The organism is Shewanella indica (assembly GCF_002836975.1).
Classification (GTDB): Bacteria; Pseudomonadota; Gammaproteobacteria; order Enterobacterales; family Shewanellaceae; genus Shewanella; species Shewanella indica.
On record NZ_NIJK01000001.1, the window covers coordinates 24,466 to 46,533 of the forward strand.

Genomic DNA, 22,068 nt, shown 5'->3' on the forward strand with positions numbered 1-22,068 from the left:
CAGGCCTCAAATTGGATTGAGAAATCGAGCTACTCCGGACTCCACAGTAACCGGCCGCAATCGGTGAGATCGTAACCACCGAGTAGAGCAGCCATCTGCCGGGTGTGGCTGCCGCCGAGCATCTTGAACAGCTGCTGCAACTGGCGGCGGAAGTAGATCCCTTGCGGCATGACAAAGTCGAAAGACTCAGTCACCAAGGGCACAAAGCTCAGGCCACTCTCCATGGCGACAGCCTGACAACCGAAGCCTATATCGGCATCCCCCCGGGCGATATAACCGGCTAACTCCCGCTCACTGAAGGCGGTGAGTACTGAGTTGAGCTGCTCAAGCTTGGCACCCTGTTTCAACAGCCAATGTTCCAGATGTTGCTGGCTGCCGGCACCGCCCTGGCGGGTGACCCAGCGCCAGGAGAGTTGCAACACCTTGCTCTCTTCCTGACACCTGTGGTGCATATCCGGCCGCACTATCAACCCCTGCTGGCGGTTATAGCCGTGAACCATGATCCATTGCTGGTGGTTGGGATACCCCTTCAGCAGCGCCGTATGGCGGATATTACGCTCCTCCAAACTGCCCCAATGCAAGGTACAGACATCGGCGTAGCCCTTGGACAAGAGCTCCAGCCCCAGGCGGGAACCTGTAGCGCTGTAGCTAATAAGTTCTCGACTGCCAACCTGAGCCATCAGCCTGGCCACCTGCATCGATAACAAGGGGTCATCACTGCCGGTGATCAGCAAACGATCGGTCAACATACCACTGTGGCAGGAATCCATGATCCAACGGTCGATGAGTATCTTTGGAAACAGCCACTTACCTGTGATTTTGGTCGCCGGCAGCATACGTTCGTTAGCCATGGCATAGACCTTTTTTTCATTGAGGTCCAGATACTCGGCCACCTGCTTGGCGCTCATATAGACAAGTTCACTGGGCTCCGTCATCACTTCTCCTTGGTATCTTGGGTATCAGCGTGGATTGCTGGCATCAAACTCAATATTATCGGCGCCATTGTACACCAGGAAATGGCGCCCTTTAGCGCGGGCGACCATAGTGATCCCCAGCTTCTGCGCCAATTCCAGACCCATCTGGGTAACACCACTGCGGGACAAAAGCACAGGGATCCCCATCTTGGCGACCTTGATAACCATCTCGGAAGTAAGCCGTCCCGTGGTGTAGAAAATCTTGTTGTCGCCTCTGTCCTGCTCCAACCACATCTCACCGGCCAGAGTATCCACCGCATTGTGGCGGCCAACATCTTCGACAAAGGACTTTATCTTATCCGCTTCACACAAACCACAGCCGTGAACTGCGCCGGCATTCTTGTAGGTTTGATTGTATTCACTGATGTTTTTCAACAGGGCGTAGAGCATGCTCTGCTTCAATTTCGGCTGCGGCAGGACTATGTCGTCCAATCCTTCCATAAAGCCACCGAACACCGTGCCCTGGCCACAGCCAGTGGTGACCGTCTTATCGGCCAGTTTGGCGTCCAGATCCTCAGTCTGCTCCCGGGTGATTACGGCTGCGGAAGCCACATCCCAGTCGACAATCACAGATTCCAGTTGCGAAACATCATTGATAAAGCCTTGATTCTTTAGGTAACCCAGTGCCAGGGCCTCGGCTCTTGCGCCCAGGGTCATCAGGGTGACTATTGGTCGCCAGTTGAGGTAAACCGTCAGCGGCCTTTCACAGGCAACAAACTTTTCCTGCAACTGACCATTCTCATCGACCGCAGTTACGGCAATGGTCAAAGGTACCTGGGTATTGGTCTTGATCAATTGGGGTTTGGCACTTGTCATTATCGAACCTTCACAGAGAGCATGAGCCACAGCATAGCAATATTTATACCGTCACAGGATTCAGGCTGCAAAATGCGTGATCCGCAGCAAGCGCCGGCGGCACTCAGGTCATGAATGTCCCAAACCAGATTGCATATTGGACAAAATGTCCTATTTTTAGCCTTAAATAGATGATCAAGTTCAAACTTATTTCTCAAATGGCAACTGGCACTAAAATTGCAAAGACTTAGAGATCTTACTTATGCCCGAAAATAATCCCATCGGGAGGGAGAGTCAGTATGCAACATTCCGAAAGCGTATGGCCCATGTACGTTTCACTGAAAAAAGTGGAGAAACAGGTCGGTCGTTGGACATCCATCAGCTGGGAGCTGGACCAAATCGTGCCCGCTACCCATGAGGCGCCGCCCGGAGCCAAGCTGGTCCTACTGGAGTTGTTTCGTGATGAGCGTGCCAGTTACCGCCTTAACCTGGATATGGACAATCCCATGCTTTACATCGTCTGTGACGAAGATGTAGAGGGCAACTGGATCCCGGCCGCCATCTCCGCCGACCAAAATGTCGCAGCCGGCTGTCTCGAAGGAGATACCCCAGTGCTGAACATGCCGATGCCGGAGGCAATCGCCTGCTGGATTGAAGCCTTCATAACCCGTCACGGTGAAGTGGAAATCACCGCCCACAGACGCAAACATGTTAACCGCCGCAAGGAATTGGCCGAAGACAACATTCGGAGGCACTGATGGCCGAAAAGAGTGGATTCCTGAGCCGCTGGGCGCTACGCAAGCAGCAAGTACAGGAAGGTGAAACCCCTGTCGATGAACCGCTGCAAGAAATTCCTCCTCAAGCGGAAGCCGTTGCAGAGGCAGAGCCGGAAACTCAGACCGCGCTCGACCCCCTTCCAGAAACCGAGACCCAGGAAGAGAAACTGCTGACCGCCGAAGACTTACCCGACCCCAGTGGTATCGAGGTTGGTGGCAGCTTCGCCAGTTTTATGGCCAAGAATGTCGACCCGGCAGTGAAGACCGCCGCGTTGCGCACCCTGTGGAAGCAACCTCACTTCAACGAAATCGACGGCTTGCTCGAGTACGCCCTCGATTACAGCAACCAGCCCAAGCTAAGCGCTGAAGCCTCGGCCGAATTGGCCAAGAAGGTGTTCCGTCACGTGCTGGAAAAAGAGGAACCGGAAGAGGCTGAAGAAGCCCTGGCCGAAGCAGAGACTTCAGCAACCGAGGCAGAGGCCGCCCCCCCGCAGTTAGCCGAACAATCTGCGCCACAGTCACCAACGGACAATTTGGACGGAGATGTGACTGCAGAGGCCCAAAATGCCACAGATGCAGAAGCCGAAACTCATAAGCCGGTTGTTTGACGTCAGTTTAACAGCCTTTAATGCCCATAAATTTGGTATGTGAATTGCTGTATTCAGGCTATAGCAAGCTGTAAATCAATAATAAAAGCAGCAAGATAAAGAATACGGCCATCGCCATAAACTGTTCAGGAACGCAAAGTGAACAATAGTGTGAGCAATAATCCCGCCCAGCAAGCGCTGCGGCAGGTGCGTCGTGAGGTCAGCCAGCAGACTCAGATTCTGCAAAACCTGATCCCGCCGACCGTAAGTTACACCACAGAAGGGAATGTCCTTGTGATAGGCCCTGAGGATCTGGCCCGGCTGGCGGCAGATAAACTGTCTGCCATGGCCGGCAGAGTGATCTTGGCCAACGAGCCGATCACCAGCCAAGAAGAGGCCCATCTCGAAGCCGTAATGGCTGCCGCCGAAGATGTTGAGAGCTACTACAACAAGCTGATTGGCATCAAAGGCTTCCTCGGTCAATTCCAGGTGAGTGTCGAACATGACAATGGCGCCGCCGAGCTCAGTGTGGTTGCGCTGCGCAAGCCGCATTTTGACCTGATCCTCGACCTGAGCCGCGAGCCGCAAATTCAGTTGGAAATGCTGCCACCCGGCTATTTCTATGTGGGTCAGGATCCGCAGAAATTAGCCGAAGCCTTGCAGGAATTGCCCCAGATGATCGGCCAGTTTGACAAGCCTCGCTATGTCAAGGTCAACGCCGATCTCTGTGCCCACAATCGCAACGGCAATAATGGTTGTAACCGCTGCCTCAACTTCTGTCCGGCCGATGCTATCAAGAGCGTGGCCAAGCAGATTGAGATAGACCCCTATCTGTGCCACGGCGCCGGCAGCTGTACCAATGCCTGTCCAACCGGGGCCATTGCCTACGACCAGCCAACCCCTCAGGCGCTGCATTCATACCTGAATAAGTTGATTTCCCGCTTCCGCGAACAGGCACAAACCGCGCCTGTAGTGCTGTTCCACGACATGGGACAGGGCGGCGCCTTGATCAATGACGAGTTGCCGGGCGAGGTTCTCCCTGTGGCACTGGAAGAAGTCACTGTGGCCAGCATGGATCACTGGATGGCTTCTCTGGCTTGGGGAGCGCGCCAGGTGTTGATCCTCAACACCAGCGCTACGGCCCCTACCCTGACCCAGATGCTCAAGGGCGAACTGGGATTGGCCAATGCCATTTTGGATGAGATGGGACAGCCTCAAAGGATTCGGGTTATCGACGAAGCCGAGCTTGCCAATCTCTGGCCTATACTGGATGTAAGTCTGGACTGGCCCGTGATAGTACCTGCTGTGCTCTCTGAGGGTAACAAGCGCACCCAGCTGTACGCTGCTATCGACCATCTCAATGAGCAAGCAGCCAATGTTGATACTCAACTGACCATGGGCAATATCCCCTATGGCCTGGTGAATATCAATGCCGACAAGTGCACCTTGTGTATGTCCTGTGTCGCGACCTGCCCTACCCAGGCGCTGACCGACGGTGGCGACACTCCGGCACTGTATTTTGTCGAGCAGGATTGTGTGCAGTGTGGCCTATGTGAGGCTGCCTGCCCGGAGAAGGTGATCAGCCTGACTCCTCAGGTCAATCTGGATAAGGCTGCACGGCAGCAGCGCCGGATCCTGAAAGAAGAAGCTCCGTTCGAATGTATTCGTTGTGGAGCGCCGTTCGCGACCCAGTCTATGGTGCACCGGATGCTGGATATGGTCGGAAGCCACAGCGCTTTCAGCGCCAACATAGAGCGCTTAAAGATGTGTGGTGATTGCCGGGTGAAGGATATGTTTGAAGACATACTCCAGGATCCGGAAAAGCAACTGAGATAAGAGATCCGCTATGACCGAAACAGTAAGAGAAGTATCAGAAAACGATCAGCTTAGAGCAGATATCTATCAGCTGCTGGCGGCGCTGTTAAGGCGCCACCCCAGCCCGGAATTGCTGAGTTTTCTTGGCGACCTCGAAGTCGACGCCAATGACGACAGTGAGATGACCAAGGCCTGGTTGGCGCTCAAGTTGGCGGCCGTACAATTCGACAGTAACCAGCTGGAAGATGAGTATTTCAACATCTTCCTCGGCGTAGGCTCAGGGGAAATCCTGCCCTACGGTAGCTGGTTTATGACAGGTTCGCTGATGGACAAGCCCTTGGCTCTGCTGCGTCAGGACCTGATGCAACTGGGCTTCGAGCGCGAAGAAAATGTCAAGGAACCGGAAGATCATGTCGCCGCTCTGTGCGAGGTAATGGGCATACTGCTGCTGGAAGCTCCGGCCCACCAGCAACTGGCCTTCTACCGCCGCCATATCGGCAGCTGGATCATACGTTTCTTCGATACCTTGTCCCGTTGTCCCTCCGCCGCGTTTTACGCCGTGGTGGCACAACTCGGCCGGGCCTTCTTTGAAACCGAAATCAATGAGTTTGAACAGCTGGTGCTGAGCACGCCTGTGGTGGAAACCCCGGCGGTACAGATCCAGCCCAAGGCCAGTGAGCTGGCCTAAGAATTTGCCCGTGGCAACACGGGCTAAAGCATGCGGGGGAGTTTCCCCCGTCTACCTTCAACACGAGGAGACACTATGAAGAAGCAAGCTTCCGACATGGGTCGTCGTCAACTGCTCAAGGCATTGGCGATCGGCAGTGCGGCAGGCGCGGTTGCGACTGTCAGTGGTCAAGCCTTGGCGGCTAAGCCTGAAGCACCAGAAGTGCCAAAGGGTGAGGGCTACCGTGAGACTGACCATGTGCGCAATTATTACGCCTCACTGCGTAACAAATAACGATAAGGAGAGTATGTGATGCGATTAACCCGCAAAACAGACCAGGCCGCGGTGGCTGCAAAGCCCGCTCTGGGTCTGAATCGTCGTCAGTTCCTTAAGTCTGCCGGTTTGGCTACCGGTGGGATTGCCGCAGCATCTATGCTGGGCGCAGGAATGATGCGTAAAGCCGAAGCCAAAGATGTTCCTCATGATGCCCCTACCGAAGTGAAGCGTACTATCTGCTCTCACTGCTCAGTGGGTTGCGGCATTTACGCCGAAGTTCAAAACGGTGTTTGGACCGGGCAGGAGCCTGCCGTGGACCATCCATTCAACCGCGGTGGTCACTGTGCCAAGGGCGCGTCACTGCGTGAGCACGGCCATGGTGAGAAACGTCTCAAGTATCCAATGAAACTTGAAGGCGGTAAGTGGAAGCGTCTCAGCTGGGAGCAGGCTATCAACGAAGTCGGCGACAAGATGCTGAAGATCCGCGAAGAATCCGGCCCTGACTCTGTATACTTCATGGGTAGTGCCAAGTTCTCCAACGAACAGTCTTACCTGTACCGCAAACTCGCAGCCATGTGGGGCACCAACAACGTCGACCACTCGGCGCGTATTTGTCACTCTACCACTGTAGCCGGTGTGGCCAACACCTGGGGCTATGGTGCGCAAACCAACTCCTTCAACGATATGCACAATGCCAAGTGCATGCTGTTTATCGGCTCCAACCCCAGTGAAGCTCACCCTGTGGCGATGCAACACATTCTGGTAGGTAAAGAGCGCGGTGCCAAAGTCATAGTGGTTGATCCACGTTTCACCCGTACTGCAGCCAAGTCTGACGAGTACGTGCATATCCGTCCCGGTACCGACATTCCTTTCATCTACGGTCTGCTGTGGCATATCTTCGAAAACGGCTGGGAAGATCAGAGCTTTATCGATCAGCGTGTTTACGGCATGGAACGTATCCGCGAAGAGGTGAAGAAGTACAACCCTGCCGAGGTTGAGCATGTTGCCGGTGTCGGTGAAGCTCAGATGCGTCGCGTCGCCAAGATGATGGCCGAACACAAGCCCGGCACTATTGTTTGGTGTATGGGTGGTACTCAGCACCACGTGGGGAACGCCAATACCCGTGCTTACTGTATCCTGCAGTTGGCCCTGGGTAATATGGGTGTTTCCGGTGGCGGTACCAACATCTTCCGTGGTCACGACAACGTACAGGGTGCTACTGACTTTGGTCTGCTGTTCGATAACCTGCCTGGTTACTATGGTCTGACTACCGGCGCCTGGGCGCACTGGTGCAATGTGTGGGATCTGGATCCTGCCTGGGTCAACAGCCGTTTCGACCAAGGTGAGTATCTGGGCCAGAAGCCACAGACTTCAGCCGGTATTCCTTGTTCCCGCTGGCACGACGGTGTGCTGGAAGACAAGAACAAGATTGCCCAGAAAGACAATATCCGTCTGGCCTTCTTCTGGGGTCAGTCTGTCAACACCGAAACCCGTGGCCGCGAGGTGCGTGAAGCACTGAACAAGATGGACACTGTGGTCGTCGTTGACCCATTCCCAACCATGGCCGGTGTTATGCACCAGCGTAAAGATGGCGTTTACCTGCTGCCTGCCGCGACTCAGTTTGAAACCTATGGTTCTGTGTCAGCTTCCAACCGTTCACTGCAGTGGCGTTCTCAGGTCATCGACCCTCTGTTCGAATCGCTGCCTGACCATGTGATCATGTACAAGCTGGCCAAGAAGTGGGGCGTTGAGAAAGAGTTCTGTAAGCACATCAAGGTCAACGGTGAAGAGCCGCTGGTTGAAGATGTCACCCGCGAGTTCAACCGCGGTATGTGGACCATAGGTTACACAGGTCAGAGCCCTGAGCGTCTGAAGATGCACCAGGAAAACTGGGGTACCTTCGACTTCGATACCCTCGAAGCACCCGGCGGCCCAGCCAAGGGTGAAACTTATGGTCTGCCATGGCCATGTTGGGGCACTCCTGAGATGAAGCATCCAGGTACTCAAATCCTCTATCGTACTGACCGTGAAGTCCGCAACGGCGGTGGTAACTTCCGTGCCCGTTACGGTGTTGAGCACAATGGCAACAACATACTTGCCGAAGGTTCCTTCTCCAAAGGCAGTGAGATTCAGGACGGTTACCCTGAGTTCACCGACAAGATGCTCAAGCAGCTGGGTTGGTGGGATGACTTGACCGAAGAAGAGAAGAAACACGCCGAAGGCAAAAACTGGAAAACCGATATTTCCGGTGGCATTCAGCGTGTGGCCATAGCTCACGGCTGTATCCCTTATGGTAACGCCAAGGCCCGTTGTATCGTATGGAACTTCCCGGACGACATTCCGTTGCACCGTGAACCTCTGTACACGCCTCGTCGAGACCTGGTCGCCAAGTACCCCACCTACGAAGACCGTATGGTGGCGCGTCTGCCGACTCTGTACAAGTCAATTCAGGACAAGGATTTCTCCAAAGACTTCCCGCTGGCACTGACCTCTGGTCGTCTGGTGGAATATGAAGGCGGTGGTGAAGAAACCCGTTCCAACCCTTGGTTGGCCGAGTTGCAGCAAGAGATGTTTATCGAAATCAGCCCAGGAGATGCTGCCGACCGCGGTCTACGCGATGGCGACGATGTTTGGGTACACAGCCCTGAAGGCGCCAAGATCAAGGTTAAGGCCATGGTAACACCAAGGGTGATCAACGGTGAATGTTTCATGCCGTACCACTTCGCCGGTATCTTCGAAGGCGAGAGCCTGGTGAAGAACTATCCGGAAGGTACAGTACCTTACGTTCAAGGTGAATCGGCTAACACGGTTCTGACTTACGGCTATGATGTGGTGACACAGATGCAGGAAACCAAATCCAGCCTGTGTCAGATCACCAAAGCCTAACCGTACTTGATGAGGAGATAAGCCATTATGGCAGTCATGAAATTCTTATGTGACACCAAGCGCTGCATCGAGTGTAACGGTTGCGTCACAGCCTGTAAAAACGAAAACGACTCCGCGCTCGAGTGGGGTATCCAGCGTCGCCGCGTGGTGACCATCAATGATGGTCAGCCCGGTGAAGCGTCCATTTCAGTTGCCTGTATGCATTGTACCGACGCGCCTTGTATGGCCGTTTGTCCTGCAGACTGCTTCTACCGCACTGACGATGGCATAGTGCTGCACAACAAAGATACCTGTATCGGTTGTGGCTACTGCTTCTATGCCTGTCCTTTCGGGGCGCCTCAGTTCCCGAAAAAGACCGCCTTCGGCAGTCGCGGCAAGATGGATAAATGTACATTCTGTGCCGGTGGCCCAGAGGAAAACTTCTCTGAAGCCGAGCGCAAGAAGTACGGTGCCAACCGTATCGCCGAAGGTAAGCTGCCTATGTGTGCCGAGCTTTGCTCCACCAAGGCGCTGCTGGCCGGTGACGCGGAAGTGGTATCCAATATCTATCGTGAGCGGATGGCCGCCCGGGGTAACCCTGATGTCATTTGGGGCTACAATCCCAAGACCGGTGAGATCAACTGAGACAGAGCGAGGGTGGGCTAAGGCCCACCCTGACGAGGAGTGACTATGTTAATCAAATCACTGCGCAGTCTGTTCGCTCTGCTGGTATTGGTTGCCGGGCTGGGGTTTGCTTCCACAGCCATGGCCGCCGATGAACAGTCGAGCCAGCAACAGGCGCAAACCAGTGAGGCCGATCTTTGGCGCGCGGTAAAATCCGGTGAATCCGGCTATACCACAGCCAAAGGTGTTGAAACCGGCGTGCTGATCAACGTGGCCGGCAATCAGGGCAAGGAGTTGCGCAATCAGTACCTGACACCCGTTATGGCGATAGCCGTAGTCGGCGTGTTTGGGGCGTTCGTGCTCTTTTACCTGGTGAATGGCCCATCTAAGCTGCATCACGGCTTTTCCGGTAAGTTGGTGTTCCGCTGGAGTAAGGCTGACCTGATCATCCACTGGGTAGTGGCGATCAGTTGTCTTATCCTGATCTTCACCGGGCTCAACATCATGTTGGGCAAGCATGTACTGCAACCCTATGTCAGTGGCGATATTTGGGCGGCACTGATCTATGGCTCCAAGACGATCCACGATTGGGTCGGGCCACTGTTTATCGTCTCTTGGGCGGTATTGGTGGTGAAATGGATGCCGGATCAGCTGTTCAAGAGCTATGACCTCAAGTGGTTCATGCTGGTGGGAGGCTACATCAACTTCGGCCCCTTCAAGGGTAAGCACCCGGATTCGGGTTTTGCCAACGCCGGTGAGAAGATGTGGTTCTGGACCCTGGCCATTTTCGGCCTGTTTATCAGCATTTCCGGCATCATGATGGTGTTGCCTAACCTGGATTTGCCCCGCGAAGCCTCGATGGCGGCGCTGTTGGTGCATGGTATCAGTGCAATTCTGATCATCGCCTTCACCATAGTGCATATCTGGATGGCGACCGTACTATCTGAAGGTGGTATGGAGTGCATGAAGTCAGGTTATTGTGATGAAAACTGGGCGATGCAGCACCACAATGTCTGGTACGACGAAATCAAGGCCAACGGTACGCTCAAATATCGCGAAAATTGAGTCCCCTGAGCTGATTTAAGACTGCAAACACCCCGGCCTGCCGGGGTGTTTTTTTATGATCCGTTTTTTAACATCATTTACTTCAGAATCCACACTCTCCTGATACTTTCGCTATTTTCCTTTTATTGAAAGTTTGAAGCAGTTAACGCTTTAAACAGCCGCTCCCATGGGGCTTACATTCAAACTGTCCCAGATCAAAACCCATACTCTTGCAAAGCCTTATATTGCCCATGCTTAAAGAAGGACTCCATTCATATATAACGGATTTTTTACCTTTTTTGTACATAAGCGCAGCTTGAGTTGTTAATAGGCTGGAGTGCACAAAAAAGTGTCGAGTCACCCGCAGCGCGGGGGAAAATTATCAGGAGCGAAAATGAAAGACCAGAAGCCAGATCTGAACCGCAGATCCCTGCTGAAGGCTATCACCATAGGCAGTGCCGCGGGTGCCGCGATTGCTGCAACAGGGGTGAATGCCGCTCAGGCCAGTGAGCCTGTTGAAGCGAAGTCCGCGACAAAGGGCTATCACGAAACAGCGCATATCCGCAGCTATTACAACAGCCTGCGTAGCTAATCCAGGAGATCTCAAGCGATGAAGTTAACTCGCACATCCAATGTCGCCCCTAAGGCCGACAAACCCAAACTGGGGATCAGCCGTCGTCAGTTTATGAAAAATGCCGGTATTACTGCCGGTGGTATCGCTGCCGCCTCTATGCTGGGTACCGGCATGATACGTCGCGCCGAAGCCAAAGATGTACCTCATGATGCGCCTATAGAAGTAAAACGCACCATTTGTAGTGCCTGTGCCGTAGGTTGCGGTCTGTATGCCGAAGTACAAAACGGTGTTTGGACTGGTCAGGAGCCTGCCTTCGATCACCCATTCAACGCCGGTGGTCACTGTGCCAAAGGTGCTGCACTGCGCGAGCACGGTCATGGTGAGAAACGTCTCAAGTACCCAATGAAGCTTGAAGGCGGTAAGTGGAAGCGTATCAGCTGGGATCAGGCCATCAACGAAGTTGGTGACAAGATGCTGAAGATCCGCCAGGAATCAGGCCCTGATTCTGTTTACTTTATGGGTAGTGCCAAGTTCTCCAACGAAGGCTGCTACATGTATCGTAAGCTGGCTGCCATGTGGGGTACCAACAACGTCGACCACTCTGCCCGTATTTGTCACTCTACCACTGTAGCCGGTGTGGCCAACACCTGGGGCTATGGTGCGCAAACCAACTCTTTCAACGACATTCAGAATGCCCGCGCCATCTTCTTCATTGGTGCCAACCCTGCTGAAGCACACCCTGTTTCCATGCAGCACATTCTGATCGCCAAAGAGAAGAACAATGCCAAGTTGATCGTGGTTGACCCACGCTTCTCCCGCACCGCAGCTCATGCCGACCTGCATTGCTCTATCCGTCCGGGTACCGACATTCCATTTATCTACGGTATGTTGTGGCATATCTTCGAAAACGGCTGGGAAGACAAGACTTTCATCAAAGAACGTGTGTTCGAGATGGAAACCATCCGTGCAGAAGCCAAGAAGTTCCCACCTAAAGAAGTGGCTAACATCACTGGCTGTAGCGAAGAGTACCTGTACCAGGCCGCCAAGATGATGGCCGATAACCGTCCAGGCACTGTGGTTTGGTGTATGGGTGGTACCCAGCACCACGTAGGTAATGCCAACACCCGTGCTTACTGTATCCTGCAGTTGGCTCTGGGTAACATGGGTGTTTCCGGTGGTGGTACCAACATCTTCCGTGGTCACGATAACGTACAGGGCGCTACCGACCTGGGTCTGCTGTTCGATAACCTGCCTGGTTATTACGGCCTGACCACTGCGGCATGGCAACACTGGACCCACGTATGGGATCTGGATATGGAGTGGATGAAGAGCCGCTTCGACCAGGGGACTTACCTGGGCCGCGAACCTATGACGACTCCGGGTATTCCTTGCTCCCGTTGGCACGACGGCGTACTGGAAGACAAGCAAAAGCTGGCACAGAAAGACAACGTACGCCTGGCCTTCTTCTGGGGTCAGTCAGTCAACACTGAAACCCGTCAGCGCGACGTGCGTGATGCACTGGACAAGATGGATACAGTCGTTGTTGTTGACCCATTCCCAACTATGGCCGGTGTTATGCACCGTCGTAAGGATGGCGTCTACCTGCTGCCTGCCGCGACTCAGTTTGAGACCCGTGGTTCCATCTCCAACTCAGGCCGTTCTATCCAATGGCGTGAGCAGGTTATCGAGCCGCTGTTTGAGTCCAAGACAGATATTGAAATCATGTATCGTCTGGCGCAGAAACTGGGCTTTGCCGAGCAGTACACCAAGCGCATCAAGAAAGAGAATGGTCTGCCTCTGATCGAAGACATCACCCGCGAAATCAACCGCGGTATGTGGACTATCGGTATGTCCGGCCAGAGCCCTGAGCGTATTAAAGCTCACACCATGAACTGGGGCACTTTCTCCAACAAGACTCTGGAAGCCGAAGGTGGCCCATGCAAGGGCGAAACCTATGGTCTGCCTTGGCCATGTTGGGGTACACCTGAGATGAAGCACCCAGGTACCCAGATCCTCTATAACACAAGCAAGCACGTCAAAGACGGCGGCGGTAACTTCCGCGCCCGTTACGGTGTAGAATATCAAGGCAAGAACCTGCTGGCCGAAGGCTCCTTCTCCAAAGGTGCTGAAATCCAGGACGGCTATCCTGAATTCTCCGACAAGCTGCTCAAGCAATTGGGCTGGTGGGACGAGCTGACTGCCGAAGAGAAAGCCGAAGCCGAAGGCAAGAACTGGAAGACCGACCTTTCCGGCGGTATTGTCCGGGTTGCCATCAAGCACGGTTGTATCCCATACGGTAACGCCAAGGCCCGTTGTATTGTGTGGACCTTCCCTGATCAGGTGCCAGTACACCGCGAGCCGCTGTACACAGCCCGTCGCGATCTGGTAGCCAAGTATCCAACTTATGACGACATGCAAGTACATCGTCTACCGACTCTGTACAAGTCTATCCAGGAGAAAGATGTCAGTGGCAAGTACCCACTGGTACTGACTTCCGGTCGTCTGGTGGAATACGAGGGTGGTGGTGAAGAATCACGTGCCAACCCATGGCTGGCCGAACTGCAACAGGAGATGTTCGTTGAGATCAACCCTGGTGATGCTGCCGACCGCGGTATCCGCGACGGCGAGAAGGTATGGCTGGAAGGCGCCGAAGGTGGCCGGATACTGGTTCAGGCCATGGTGACCCCAAGGGTTCAACCTGGTGTGACCTGGATGCCTTATCACTTCGCCGGGATCATGCACGGCGAGAGCCTAGAGCCCAACTATCCGGAAGGCACTGTGCCTTACGTATTGGGTGAATCCTGTAACACTGCGCTGACCTATGGTTATGACCCAGTGACTCAGATGCAGGAAACCAAGGCGTCGCTTTGTCAGATCGTCAAAGCATAAGTGCAGCTTAAGCGAGGAGAATTGCCACTATGGCTACAATGAAATTTCTGTGTGATACCAAGCGCTGCATTGAATGTAATGGCTGTGTCACCGCTTGTAAAAACGAAAACGACTCCGCTCTCGAGTGGGGTATCCAACGTCGCCGTGTAGTGACCATCAAAGATGGTCAGCCCGGCGAGGCCTCTATCTCTGTGGCTTGTATGCATTGCAGCGACGCGCCTTGTATGGCCGTGTGTCCTGCCAACTGCTTCTACCGCACCGAAGACGGCATAGTGCTGCACAACAAAGATACCTGTATCGGTTGTGGTTACTGTCTCTATGCCTGCCCATTCGGCGCACCTCAGTTCCCGAAATCAGGTGCCTTCGGCTCCCGCGGCAAGATGGACAAATGTACCTTCTGTGCCGGTGGTCCTGAAGAAAACCATTCGGATGCCGAGCGTCAGAAATACGGTGCCAACCGTATTGCAGAAGGCAAACTGCCTATGTGTGCCGAACTCTGTGCAACCAAGGCCCTGCTGGCCGGTGATGCGGAAGTGGTTTCCGGCATCTACCGCGAGCGTGTGGCTTATCGCGGTGCCGAAAACGGCGCCTGGAAGTAACAGACGGCACGAATATCCGACCCGGTACTACCGGGTCGGTGAGAGAGGTTAATATGAACAAATGGTTCAAACACATAGGCTTGGCTATTGCGCTCTTGTTTAGTGCGGTCTGCTTTGCCAATGGTGCCGATGCACCTGTGGAACCACAAGCGAGCGACGCCCAGATCTGGGCTCAGCTCAAGGATGGGGCAACGGGTTACACCACGTCCCAGAGCCAGTTCCACAACCAGCCGATCAACACCTATGATCTGCGGGTACTGGAACTGCGCAGCGACTGGCTGGCCCCCGGGTTGATGCTGGCCCTGTTCGGCATGATCATCATTTTTGCCCTGTTTATCATGGTTAACGGTATTTCCAAACTGCACCATGGTTTCTCCGGCAAGATGGTACATCGTTGGTCCAAGTTTGATGTGAGCATTCACTGGCTGGGGGCGATTCCCTGCTTGCTGCTGATCCTCACCGGCTTGGTGCTGTTGGCCGGGCGTTTCTTCTTCCAGCCTTATCTGGGTGAAGGCTTCTGGGCATCCATGGTCAATGGTGCCAAACAAGTGCACGACGTGATGGCGATTCCCTTCATGTTCGGCTGGGCGCTGATGACTCTGTTGTGGGCCAAGAACCAGTTACCCAAGATGTATGACGTCAAGTGGTTCATGGTCGTGGGCGGTTACATCAACTTCGGTCCTTTCAAGGGCAAACACCCTGATGCCGGCTTTGCCAACGCCGGTGAGAAGATGTGGTTCTGGGCCTTTGCCTTCTTTGGACTGATCATCTCTGCCTCAGGCATGTTGTTGCTGTTCCCCAACCTGTTTGAACCCAGCCGTACCCTGAGCCTGATAGCTCTGGTGTTGCACTCAATCAGTGCCATCATCATCTGTGCCTTCTCCATAGTGCATATCTTTATGGCAACTGTTATGTCTGAAGGTGGTATGGAGTGCATGGTTTCCGGTTACTGTGATGAAAACTGGGCAACTCAGCACCACAACCTGTGGTATGACGAGATCAAGGCCAACGGTACTCTGAAATACAGAGACTGAGGCCAGCCCTTTGCAAAAAAGCCGTGTCAGTCGACACGGCTTTTTTATCAATAATGAAAAATAAAGCGGTGATTATTTTATTTATGGCGCTTATACCTCTAAATAGGTGGTCAAAGTGCCATTTTCTTGAGTGATTGGCATTAATTAGCTGTTTTTAATCATTAAATTATTTTAATCCTTAGCTTAATTCTTCTGCTGCTTAACTGTTTTTGTAACAAAATTTCTGATTTGAGCCGTAAAATAGTTAACGATTTGACTGTCAAAGTGTAAAAAATGCAATTCAAATAAAACAACGTCATGTTTATTAAGAGTTATTTCAATTTTTAATGACATTATGATGGATTGCTTATTTAATCACCAATATGTAAAATGGTTCTACAAACGTAACAAAGTTACGAGTCTTTTTCTTCATTCAATCAGATACCATCATGATCAACAATACCAGAACCAGTGTGTTATCCATGCTGCCGTCTTTGCTGTCCAGTGTGCTACTGATAGTGATCGGCATCTTTGCTTATCGTGCTTTTTTCCAACTCAATGACGTCAGCGAACGTCTGGTGAATAACAACAATCTGACCGAGACTTTCGCCGGGATCCGCGAAGAGTTCTATCAACTGCGACTGGCTTCCCTGGTGCACAACACTCAAGGGGTACGCCAGCATCAAGACAGAGTGCATGACCTGATAGCCCGCCTGAGTAAATTCGACACAGCCTTTATGAAGAATGGTGGTGCGCGAATCACCGTTCTCAAACCCGGAATCGACAGATACACCCGTCTCTACTTCGATGAGCTGGCGCTGGCCGAGCGAACCGGCACAGAGCCGCTTCTCACTCCGGTAAGACGAGATCTGGGCCCTGAGGTGAGTGCCGAGATCAATCTGCTGGTGGCGCAGATAACCGAGCGTAACCAGGAATTGGGGCAGATGACGGTTTCCGAGGTGGATAATGCCGAAGCTATTCTGCTCGGTCTGATCCTGTTTGCCATAGTGGCTTCCTTGCTGATGGCACTCCTTATGAGCCGCCATCTGGTGGCCATTGTCAGCCGGATCCAACAATCTGTCGCCAAGCTGGCGGTCGGCGACCTGACCCACAAGATAGGGATCCAGGGCAAGAATGAACTCTGCACTCTGGCGGCCGATCTGGATCAGCTCAGCGACAGATTACAAGTCATGATCCGTGAAATCGCCCAAGCCTCGGAACATATGGCGCAGCAGGTTGGTGAGCTCAATGTGCAGTCTGAGTCCAACTCGGCCGCATTGCAGGCCCACGCCTTGGAAACCGACCAGGTAGTCACCGCGGTTGAAGAGATGAGCGCTACTGCTCAAGGGGTTGCCAACGATGCTGCCTCCGCCGCACAGTTGACCGATAAGGCCAGAGCTCAAGGGGATGAGTCCCGTCAGGCGGTCGAACAGGCTTCCAACAATGTGATGGCGCTGGTCAGCGAAGTCGACAGTGCCTCCCAGACCATTGCCGAGATGGATGAGAGCACCCGTAGAATTGCCGGTGTGCTGGATGTGATAGGTGAGATTGCCGAACAAACCAACCTGCTGGCGCTGAATGCGGCCATCGAAGCGGCCCGAGCCGGTGAGCAGGGACGTGGCTTTGCTGTGGTGGCAGACGAAGTCAGGGCGTTGGCGGCACGCACCCAGGCCAGCACTTCAGAGATCAACAATATGTTGGAACAGCTGCGTCAGGGAGCCGATTCGGCGGTGAATGCCATGAATCGTACCCGCCAGAGCTGTCAGGCAACGGCCGATACCACGACTCTGGTGGCCGAAAGTTTGCAGGGGTTGACCGAGCATGTATTTGATATCAATGGCCTCAGTAGCCAGATAGCCACGGCTGCCGAAGAGCAGAGCTCGGTTTCTGAAGAGATTACCCGCAACCTCAGTGTCATTCGCGAAATGGTGGAAGAGCTAAATCAGAGTGGCAAGGCGACACTCGGCAGCACTGCGGCACTGGCCGCTGCCAAAGATCAGCTCTCCAGCGTGGTCAGACAGTTTAAACTCAGCTGAAAATAAGGGGTCTGCGGACCCCTTTTTGCTGCCTGGTGTAAAGGCACCCCTCGAAAGGTTGATTTTTCATCCGTTAATGCTAAAACATGATCTGCTTAACAAAACGCCACTCTCGATACTGATAGGTATTGTTAACTTCTAGCCAGTTCACGTTTTGACTCCTGTGCAGGAGGTAGTCTACAAACAGCTGGCAGTACCTTGGAAATCACCTAACTGTTTGTGGTATCTAAGGATTAGCAAAACTAACAGGAAGCCTTATGTCATCAATTATCCAAACTCTCGATCGCCAACTGGTCACTCCATACCAAGCCAATATTACAGTACCCAACTGGATGCTGGGGGCCATGGAGCGGGTGATGCAGTACTATGTTGACAAGAACCTGAGGCTGGACACTATTTCTGCTGATGTGATGCCGGCTCCGGTAGAGGGCAAGAAATACATGCTCTATGCCCATGTGCCTTTCTGCCACACGCTTTGCTCTTACTGTACCTTCCACCGCTTCCTGTTCAAGGAAGACAAGGCTCGTGCCTATTTTGTGGCGCTGCGTAAAGAGATGGATATGGTCAAGCAGTTGGGCTATGACTTCGAGTCCATGTACATAGGTGGCGGTACTACGACTGTGCTGGAAGATGAACTGGCGCGCACTATTGAGTATGCCAAGACCCTGTTCCCTTCCATCAAGGAAGTCTCCTGTGAATCGGATCCCCAACACCTTGACAGCCCTGGCTTTAAACAGCTCAAGGGATTGGTTGACCGCATGTCCATCGGGGTGCAGAGCTTTAATGATGACATCCTCAAGATGACAGACAGGTTGGAAAAGTTTGGCACCGGCCAGCAAACATTCGACAAGATCATGGCTGCCAAAGAGCTGTTTCCTATTATCAATGTCGATTTGATCTTCGGTTTCCGCGGTCAGACAGACGAAGTGATCCAGCATGACTTGGATATGGCTTCCAGACTAGATCCACGCCAGATCACCACTTATCCCCTGATGATCACCCACCAGACCCGCAAGAGCGTCAAAGGAAAATTGGCTGCGCCTCAGGCCGATATGGCCAACCAGTACCGGATGATCCTCAATACCCTCAATGGCCAGTACAACCAGTTGTCGGCCTGGGCCTTTGGTAAGGCCAACGATGAGGGCTTTGACGAGTACGTTATTGATTACGACGAATATCTGGGTGTGGGTTCAGGCTCATTCAGTTTCCTCAACGATACCCTGCATGTGAATACTTTCTCGCTGCGCAAGTATCAGGAGCGGATCGCCAGCGGCAAGATGGGTGTTGAGCAACAAAAGCAGTACAGCAAGAAAGATGTAATGCAGTATCGTTTCCTGCTGGGGATGTTCTCCGGTCGTCTGTCGCGCAAGTATTTCCGCGACACCTTCGGCGTTAATTTGGACACAGCCCTGTTCAAAGAGATGAGCTCGATGAAGCTGATTGGCGCCATCAAGAATGATCCCAGCAACCCGGATGAGCTGATCATTACAGACAACGGCAAGATGATGGGCCTGCTGATGATGAAAGAGTTTTATGCCGGTATGGATAATGTCCGGGCGCAACTGCGTAAGCCGCTGAAGCCTTGTGATATGTAATCTTTGGTTCAATGAATGACAAAAAATCCGCCACAGGGCGGATTTTTTATTGCGCAATAACGCTTCTGCCGACGGCTAGTCGCCTTGACTGATATTAGCGGGATAACGGGGGCAGTCGTCGCTAATCTCCAGCCAGGCGGGTTTGTTGGCGCAGTAGATATGATATCTGGGTGCCACCCTGTCTGGGTCATCCAAAGAAGCAATACTCAAGCTGATAAATTCTGGATGGTCGAGACTGCGATAACTCAGGCTGGTGCCACAGTTTGGGCAAAAGCCGCGGCGGACCTTGGCCGAAGAGGCGTATTCCCGCACGGCTTCACCCTGCCAAGTGAGTTGCTCCAGCTTGAAGTCCATCCAACTGCCCACCAGAGCCCCTGTGCTCTTACGGCATTGACTGCAGTAACAGTGGTCGGCATCGAACGGTTCACCCTCGAGGTGATAACGTATGGCGCCGCACAGGCAGCCTCCCTGTAACTCATCCTGCTGCTTCATCGCTCGACTCCTGGATAGCTTATTGTCAGGGCCTATCTGGCGCGATAGACGGGATAAGCCTGGTAAGCCTTGTCATAATAAGGGCTGCGCTCGTAGAACCAACGCAACCTGGCCTTGGCATCGGCGGCAAAGGCCGGGTCTTTGAGCGCCTGGTCAAATTCGGCCTGGAGCGCTTTGGAGTTGGCCAGCATCTGTTGTGCCAAAGGTTCAACCGCGTAGTCCTCAATATACTCGGTGCGGGTGAATATGGTGTTGAACAGGCCCCACTGCAGCAGTGAGTCGGGCGATTGCGGCTCCAGCAGTATCATCGCCAGATCGCCAAGCGGCTGCTCAGTGCTTATTTTGACGGTACCGGCGGGCAAGGTGAGTTCAACCTTTTCCAGTTTGGCTTTGGCACTGACTCTCTGGCGGCCTTCATAGTCACTGGCGGCAAACTGGGGTTCGCTGAGGCGATACTGCTGCAGCTTCAGTGTTTGAGGTTGCTCCAGGCGGCTCATACGAATGCCGTGCAGCGATAGTTTGGCAATCGCCTCCTGCCACTGGGGCGGAATATAGTAAGCGGCCGGGCGGCTGACCCGGATATCCGCCTCTGTGTTGCCTATTACCGGCAGGTTGGGATAAAGCTTGGGCTCGCCGGTCCAGCGCACCACTTGTTTGCCCGAAACAGGGCTCTGTTCCAGTTGATAGTCTATGCCTTTGAAATCCCAGCCCTGCTGCTGCTTTTGTGACTTCCAGGTCAGGGTCACCAGCCGTGGATAGCGGTACTTGTCTTTCTCTATCGCTGCGCGCAGCTTGGTCGCTTTGGCCCCCACAGTCTTGAGGGTTTGCTCCAGCATTACATAAGTGCCCAGTACCCGTTGTCGAAACGGCTTGAGGCTGTGGTTTTCAATCAATATGGTCGGCAGGTGTCTGGCATCGCCGTAACCGTTGGAGTAGCGGGCCGAGGCATTCCACAGTGACATGCCCTTGCTCAAATCGGTATTGTCCAAGGCGAAGACCAGAGGCCCCGGGATATGACCTGCCTGGGTCAGCGCCTGTTCTATCGCCGGGCGATATTCCTGCTGCAGCCAGTTGTAGCCTGCGGGGCTCAGCCCCTGAGACAGGTTGTAACCAAAGGTCACATCATATTGGTAGTCGATACCGTCGGTGACATGCACATCGATATACAGCTGCGGCTGCCAGTCGTTGATGGCGGTCAGCATGTGTTGCATCTCCATGCTGTCGGCCTTGGCGTAGTCACGATTGAGGTTGATGTTTTGGCTGGTGGTTCGCCAGCCCATGTTCAGAGGGCCGCGTTGGTTAACTCGGTTGCTTTGGCTGGAGCGCTCGTGCGCATCGACACTGAAAATCGGCACAAACAGCAGGTTGACCTGTTCCAACAGCTCGGCCTTGTCGCCGACTATGATATCCCGCAATAACATCATGCCGGCATCTTTGCCGTCAATTTCACCCGAGTGGATCCCGGCTTGCACCAGAACATTGGGCTTGTGGTTGCGTCTCAGCTGTGCCGGAGTGGCGGCACCTTCGGCGCTGGCCACTATCATCCAGATATCCCGCCCCTGGGGGCTCTTGCCCAGGCTCACCTTGTTAAGCTTGTTGCTTTGGGTCATCAGCCTATCCAGCCAGGCAAAGGTCTGCTGATAGCTTGGGCTTTCAATACCGCCGGATTGCTCAAAAGGCGTGGCCCAGCCGTCGTCGGCTGCACGCATTAAGGCCTCGCTGGCACCACTCCAGGGTTTGAGCGGCGGCAAAATGGCATCATTGATATAGGTGTTGGCTTGGGTGGCTGGTTCGGCAAGAGCGGCGCCGGGTAACGTCGCGACAGCGAGCCAGAGCAGGGACAGCATGCGCATGAAAGGCTCCGGGTACAGGATAATTGTTATTGTTGAAGCGCTCTATCTTTCACCAATTTGCCGAGCCCTGCAAGTCACCCGGAGTGACTCTCCCTTTCTGTTGTGGTTATAGCAATGAAAGCAAACTGCACCTCCCTAAATTTTGTTTTGTCAAAGTAATGTCAAAAAACGGCACTCAAGGGCAGTAATTTACATATTTGCAATCCAGTCTGAATAAATACCCAATCTCGCTTTTTAAGTTATTTTCTGTGTTGTAATTTCCTAACTGAGTTAATTAAAAAAGAATTTTATATTTATACCAGTTTTTATTAGCTGCTGGATAAATAAATTATATAAGTAAAGTAGTGCTTTAATGTGGCAGCCATTTAAATTATCAATAGTGCTTTTGGCGTTCACATTAATAATTTCTGATTAAGTTGTTTTATTCTTGGAGAACAGTGTTGATGAGAGGCTTATCCAATATATTGATAGTTTCGGCAGTGGCTTTACCCCTGGGGTGCGCTTCTGCGGCAGAGGCAGGGCGGGATCCCACTTTAAATTGAACTTTTACGGTTGGTCATGATCTGATCTGCCTTGCCCTTAATCCACAGATGA

The 22,068-nt window shown here is 53.2% G+C and carries 18 protein-coding genes; 14 read left to right on the plus strand and 4 right to left on the minus strand.

The genetic code is table 11. From position 1 onward, the window contains the following. Positions 1 to 29 precede the first annotated feature (29 nt). Together CX650_RS00110 and CX650_RS00115 are read right to left on the minus strand one after the other, a co-directional pair. A complete protein-coding gene (locus CX650_RS00110) occupies positions 30 to 935 on the minus strand; it encodes a helix-turn-helix transcriptional regulator (RefSeq protein WP_039035141.1) in 906 nt (301 codons plus the stop codon). 24 nt (positions 936 to 959) lie between these two features. Further along, a complete protein-coding gene (locus tag CX650_RS00115; protein ID WP_101094683.1) occupies positions 960 to 1,790 on the minus strand; it encodes a formate dehydrogenase accessory sulfurtransferase FdhD in 831 nt (276 codons plus the stop codon). A 278-nt stretch (positions 1,791 to 2,068) separates the two neighbouring features. Between CX650_RS00115 and CX650_RS00120 the strand changes: the two genes are divergently transcribed. The 14 genes from CX650_RS00120 to CX650_RS00185 all read left to right on the plus strand — a co-directional run bounded on the left by CX650_RS00120 (position 2,069) and on the right by CX650_RS00185 (position 19,129). Continuing rightward, a complete protein-coding gene (locus tag CX650_RS00120) occupies positions 2,069 to 2,527 on the plus strand; it encodes a DUF3305 domain-containing protein (RefSeq protein WP_025010609.1) in 459 nt (152 codons plus the stop codon). Continuing rightward, complete coding sequence (locus CX650_RS00125) at positions 2,527 to 3,153, plus strand: DUF3306 domain-containing protein (RefSeq protein WP_101094684.1); 627 nt, start codon at positions 2,527 to 2,529, stop codon at positions 3,151 to 3,153. The genes CX650_RS00120 and CX650_RS00125 overlap by 1 nt, the downstream gene beginning before the upstream one ends. 150 nt (positions 3,154 to 3,303) lie before the next feature. Further along, positions 3,304 to 4,968: a 4Fe-4S binding protein gene (locus CX650_RS00130; protein WP_039035191.1), complete on the plus strand. Its 1,665-nt coding sequence runs from the start codon at positions 3,304 to 3,306 to the stop codon at positions 4,966 to 4,968. Between the two features lie 10 nt (positions 4,969 to 4,978). Next, complete coding sequence (locus tag CX650_RS00135; RefSeq protein WP_039035144.1) at positions 4,979 to 5,635, plus strand: TorD/DmsD family molecular chaperone; 657 nt, start codon at positions 4,979 to 4,981, stop codon at positions 5,633 to 5,635. Between the two features lie 75 nt (positions 5,636 to 5,710). Continuing rightward, entirely contained in the window at positions 5,711 to 5,908 is a 198-nt protein-coding gene (locus CX650_RS00140; protein ID WP_025010612.1) for a twin-arginine translocation signal domain-containing protein, read from the plus strand. A gap of 18 nt (positions 5,909 to 5,926) precedes the next feature. Then, positions 5,927 to 8,776, plus strand: coding sequence for a molybdopterin-dependent oxidoreductase (locus tag CX650_RS00145; protein ID WP_071239163.1), 2,850 nt, complete (start codon positions 5,927 to 5,929; stop codon positions 8,774 to 8,776). 27 nt (positions 8,777 to 8,803) lie between these two features. After that, entirely contained in the window at positions 8,804 to 9,400 is a 597-nt protein-coding gene (gene fdh3B / locus CX650_RS00150; protein ID WP_039035146.1) for a formate dehydrogenase FDH3 subunit beta, read from the plus strand. A 45-nt stretch (positions 9,401 to 9,445) separates the two neighbouring features. Beyond that, positions 9,446 to 10,444, plus strand: coding sequence for a formate dehydrogenase subunit gamma (locus tag CX650_RS00155; RefSeq protein ID WP_039035147.1), 999 nt, complete (start codon positions 9,446 to 9,448; stop codon positions 10,442 to 10,444). A 373-nt stretch (positions 10,445 to 10,817) separates the two neighbouring features. Then, the gene (locus CX650_RS00160; RefSeq protein ID WP_039035148.1) at positions 10,818 to 11,015 is read left to right on the plus strand and encodes a twin-arginine translocation signal domain-containing protein; all 198 of its coding nucleotides are present in this window, start codon (positions 10,818 to 10,820) and stop codon (positions 11,013 to 11,015) included. Between the two features lie 18 nt (positions 11,016 to 11,033). Continuing rightward, positions 11,034 to 13,886 carry a molybdopterin-dependent oxidoreductase gene (locus tag CX650_RS00165; RefSeq protein WP_101094685.1) on the plus strand — a complete coding sequence of 951 codons (2,853 nt, stop codon included), beginning with the start codon at positions 11,034 to 11,036 and terminating at the stop codon, positions 13,884 to 13,886. A gap of 29 nt (positions 13,887 to 13,915) precedes the next feature. Next, positions 13,916 to 14,485 carry a formate dehydrogenase FDH3 subunit beta gene (gene fdh3B, locus CX650_RS00170; protein ID WP_025010615.1) on the plus strand — a complete coding sequence of 190 codons (570 nt, stop codon included), beginning with the start codon at positions 13,916 to 13,918 and terminating at the stop codon, positions 14,483 to 14,485. 53 nt (positions 14,486 to 14,538) lie between these two features. Next, the gene (locus CX650_RS00175; RefSeq protein ID WP_044733397.1) at positions 14,539 to 15,519 is read left to right on the plus strand and encodes a formate dehydrogenase subunit gamma; all 981 of its coding nucleotides are present in this window, start codon (positions 14,539 to 14,541) and stop codon (positions 15,517 to 15,519) included. Positions 15,520 to 15,947: 428 nt separating this feature from the next. Further along, complete coding sequence (locus tag CX650_RS00180; protein ID WP_101094686.1) at positions 15,948 to 17,534, plus strand: methyl-accepting chemotaxis protein; 1,587 nt, start codon at positions 15,948 to 15,950, stop codon at positions 17,532 to 17,534. 257 nt (positions 17,535 to 17,791) lie between these two features. After that, the gene (locus CX650_RS00185) at positions 17,792 to 19,129 is read left to right on the plus strand and encodes a coproporphyrinogen III oxidase family protein (protein ID WP_025010617.1); all 1,338 of its coding nucleotides are present in this window, start codon (positions 17,792 to 17,794) and stop codon (positions 19,127 to 19,129) included. Positions 19,130 to 19,204: 75 nt separating this feature from the next. Here the strand turns inward: CX650_RS00185 and CX650_RS00190 are convergent, their stop codons facing one another. Beyond that, the gene (locus CX650_RS00190; RefSeq protein WP_044733395.1) at positions 19,205 to 19,621 is read right to left on the minus strand and encodes a GFA family protein; all 417 of its coding nucleotides are present in this window, start codon (positions 19,619 to 19,621) and stop codon (positions 19,205 to 19,207) included. Between the two features lie 32 nt (positions 19,622 to 19,653). Beyond that, positions 19,654 to 21,474 (minus strand): M14 family metallopeptidase, encoded by a 1,821-nt coding sequence (locus CX650_RS00195; protein WP_044733394.1) that lies wholly within the window; start codon positions 21,472 to 21,474, stop codon positions 19,654 to 19,656. Between the last annotated feature and the right edge of the window lie 594 nt (positions 21,475 to 22,068).

What these genes read in the sequence shown, in the direction of transcription:
- CX650_RS00110 (WP_039035141.1), bottom strand. Translation starts at nt 935, where the DNA reads ATGACGGAGCCCAGTGAACTTGTCTATATGAGCGCCAAGCAGGTGGCC.
- CX650_RS00115 (WP_101094683.1), bottom strand. Translation starts at nt 1,790, where the DNA reads ATGACAAGTGCCAAACCCCAATTGATCAAGACCAATACCCAGGTACCT.
- CX650_RS00120 (WP_025010609.1), top strand. Translation starts at nt 2,069, where the DNA reads ATGCAACATTCCGAAAGCGTATGGCCCATGTACGTTTCACTGAAAAAA.
- CX650_RS00125 (WP_101094684.1), top strand. Translation starts at nt 2,527, where the DNA reads ATGGCCGAAAAGAGTGGATTCCTGAGCCGCTGGGCGCTACGCAAGCAG.
- CX650_RS00135 (WP_039035144.1), top strand. Translation starts at nt 4,979, where the DNA reads ATGACCGAAACAGTAAGAGAAGTATCAGAAAACGATCAGCTTAGAGCA.
- CX650_RS00140 (WP_025010612.1), top strand. Translation starts at nt 5,711, where the DNA reads ATGAAGAAGCAAGCTTCCGACATGGGTCGTCGTCAACTGCTCAAGGCA.
- CX650_RS00145 (WP_071239163.1), top strand. Translation starts at nt 5,927, where the DNA reads ATGCGATTAACCCGCAAAACAGACCAGGCCGCGGTGGCTGCAAAGCCC.
- fdh3B (WP_039035146.1), top strand. Translation starts at nt 8,804, where the DNA reads ATGGCAGTCATGAAATTCTTATGTGACACCAAGCGCTGCATCGAGTGT.
- CX650_RS00155 (WP_039035147.1), top strand. Translation starts at nt 9,446, where the DNA reads ATGTTAATCAAATCACTGCGCAGTCTGTTCGCTCTGCTGGTATTGGTT.
- CX650_RS00160 (WP_039035148.1), top strand. Translation starts at nt 10,818, where the DNA reads ATGAAAGACCAGAAGCCAGATCTGAACCGCAGATCCCTGCTGAAGGCT.
- CX650_RS00165 (WP_101094685.1), top strand. Translation starts at nt 11,034, where the DNA reads ATGAAGTTAACTCGCACATCCAATGTCGCCCCTAAGGCCGACAAACCC.
- fdh3B (WP_025010615.1), top strand. Translation starts at nt 13,916, where the DNA reads ATGGCTACAATGAAATTTCTGTGTGATACCAAGCGCTGCATTGAATGT.
- CX650_RS00175 (WP_044733397.1), top strand. Translation starts at nt 14,539, where the DNA reads ATGAACAAATGGTTCAAACACATAGGCTTGGCTATTGCGCTCTTGTTT.
- CX650_RS00180 (WP_101094686.1), top strand. Translation starts at nt 15,948, where the DNA reads ATGATCAACAATACCAGAACCAGTGTGTTATCCATGCTGCCGTCTTTG.
- CX650_RS00185 (WP_025010617.1), top strand. Translation starts at nt 17,792, where the DNA reads ATGTCATCAATTATCCAAACTCTCGATCGCCAACTGGTCACTCCATAC.
- CX650_RS00190 (WP_044733395.1), bottom strand. Translation starts at nt 19,621, where the DNA reads ATGAAGCAGCAGGATGAGTTACAGGGAGGCTGCCTGTGCGGCGCCATA.
- CX650_RS00195 (WP_044733394.1), bottom strand. Translation starts at nt 21,474, where the DNA reads ATGCGCATGCTGTCCCTGCTCTGGCTCGCTGTCGCGACGTTACCCGGC.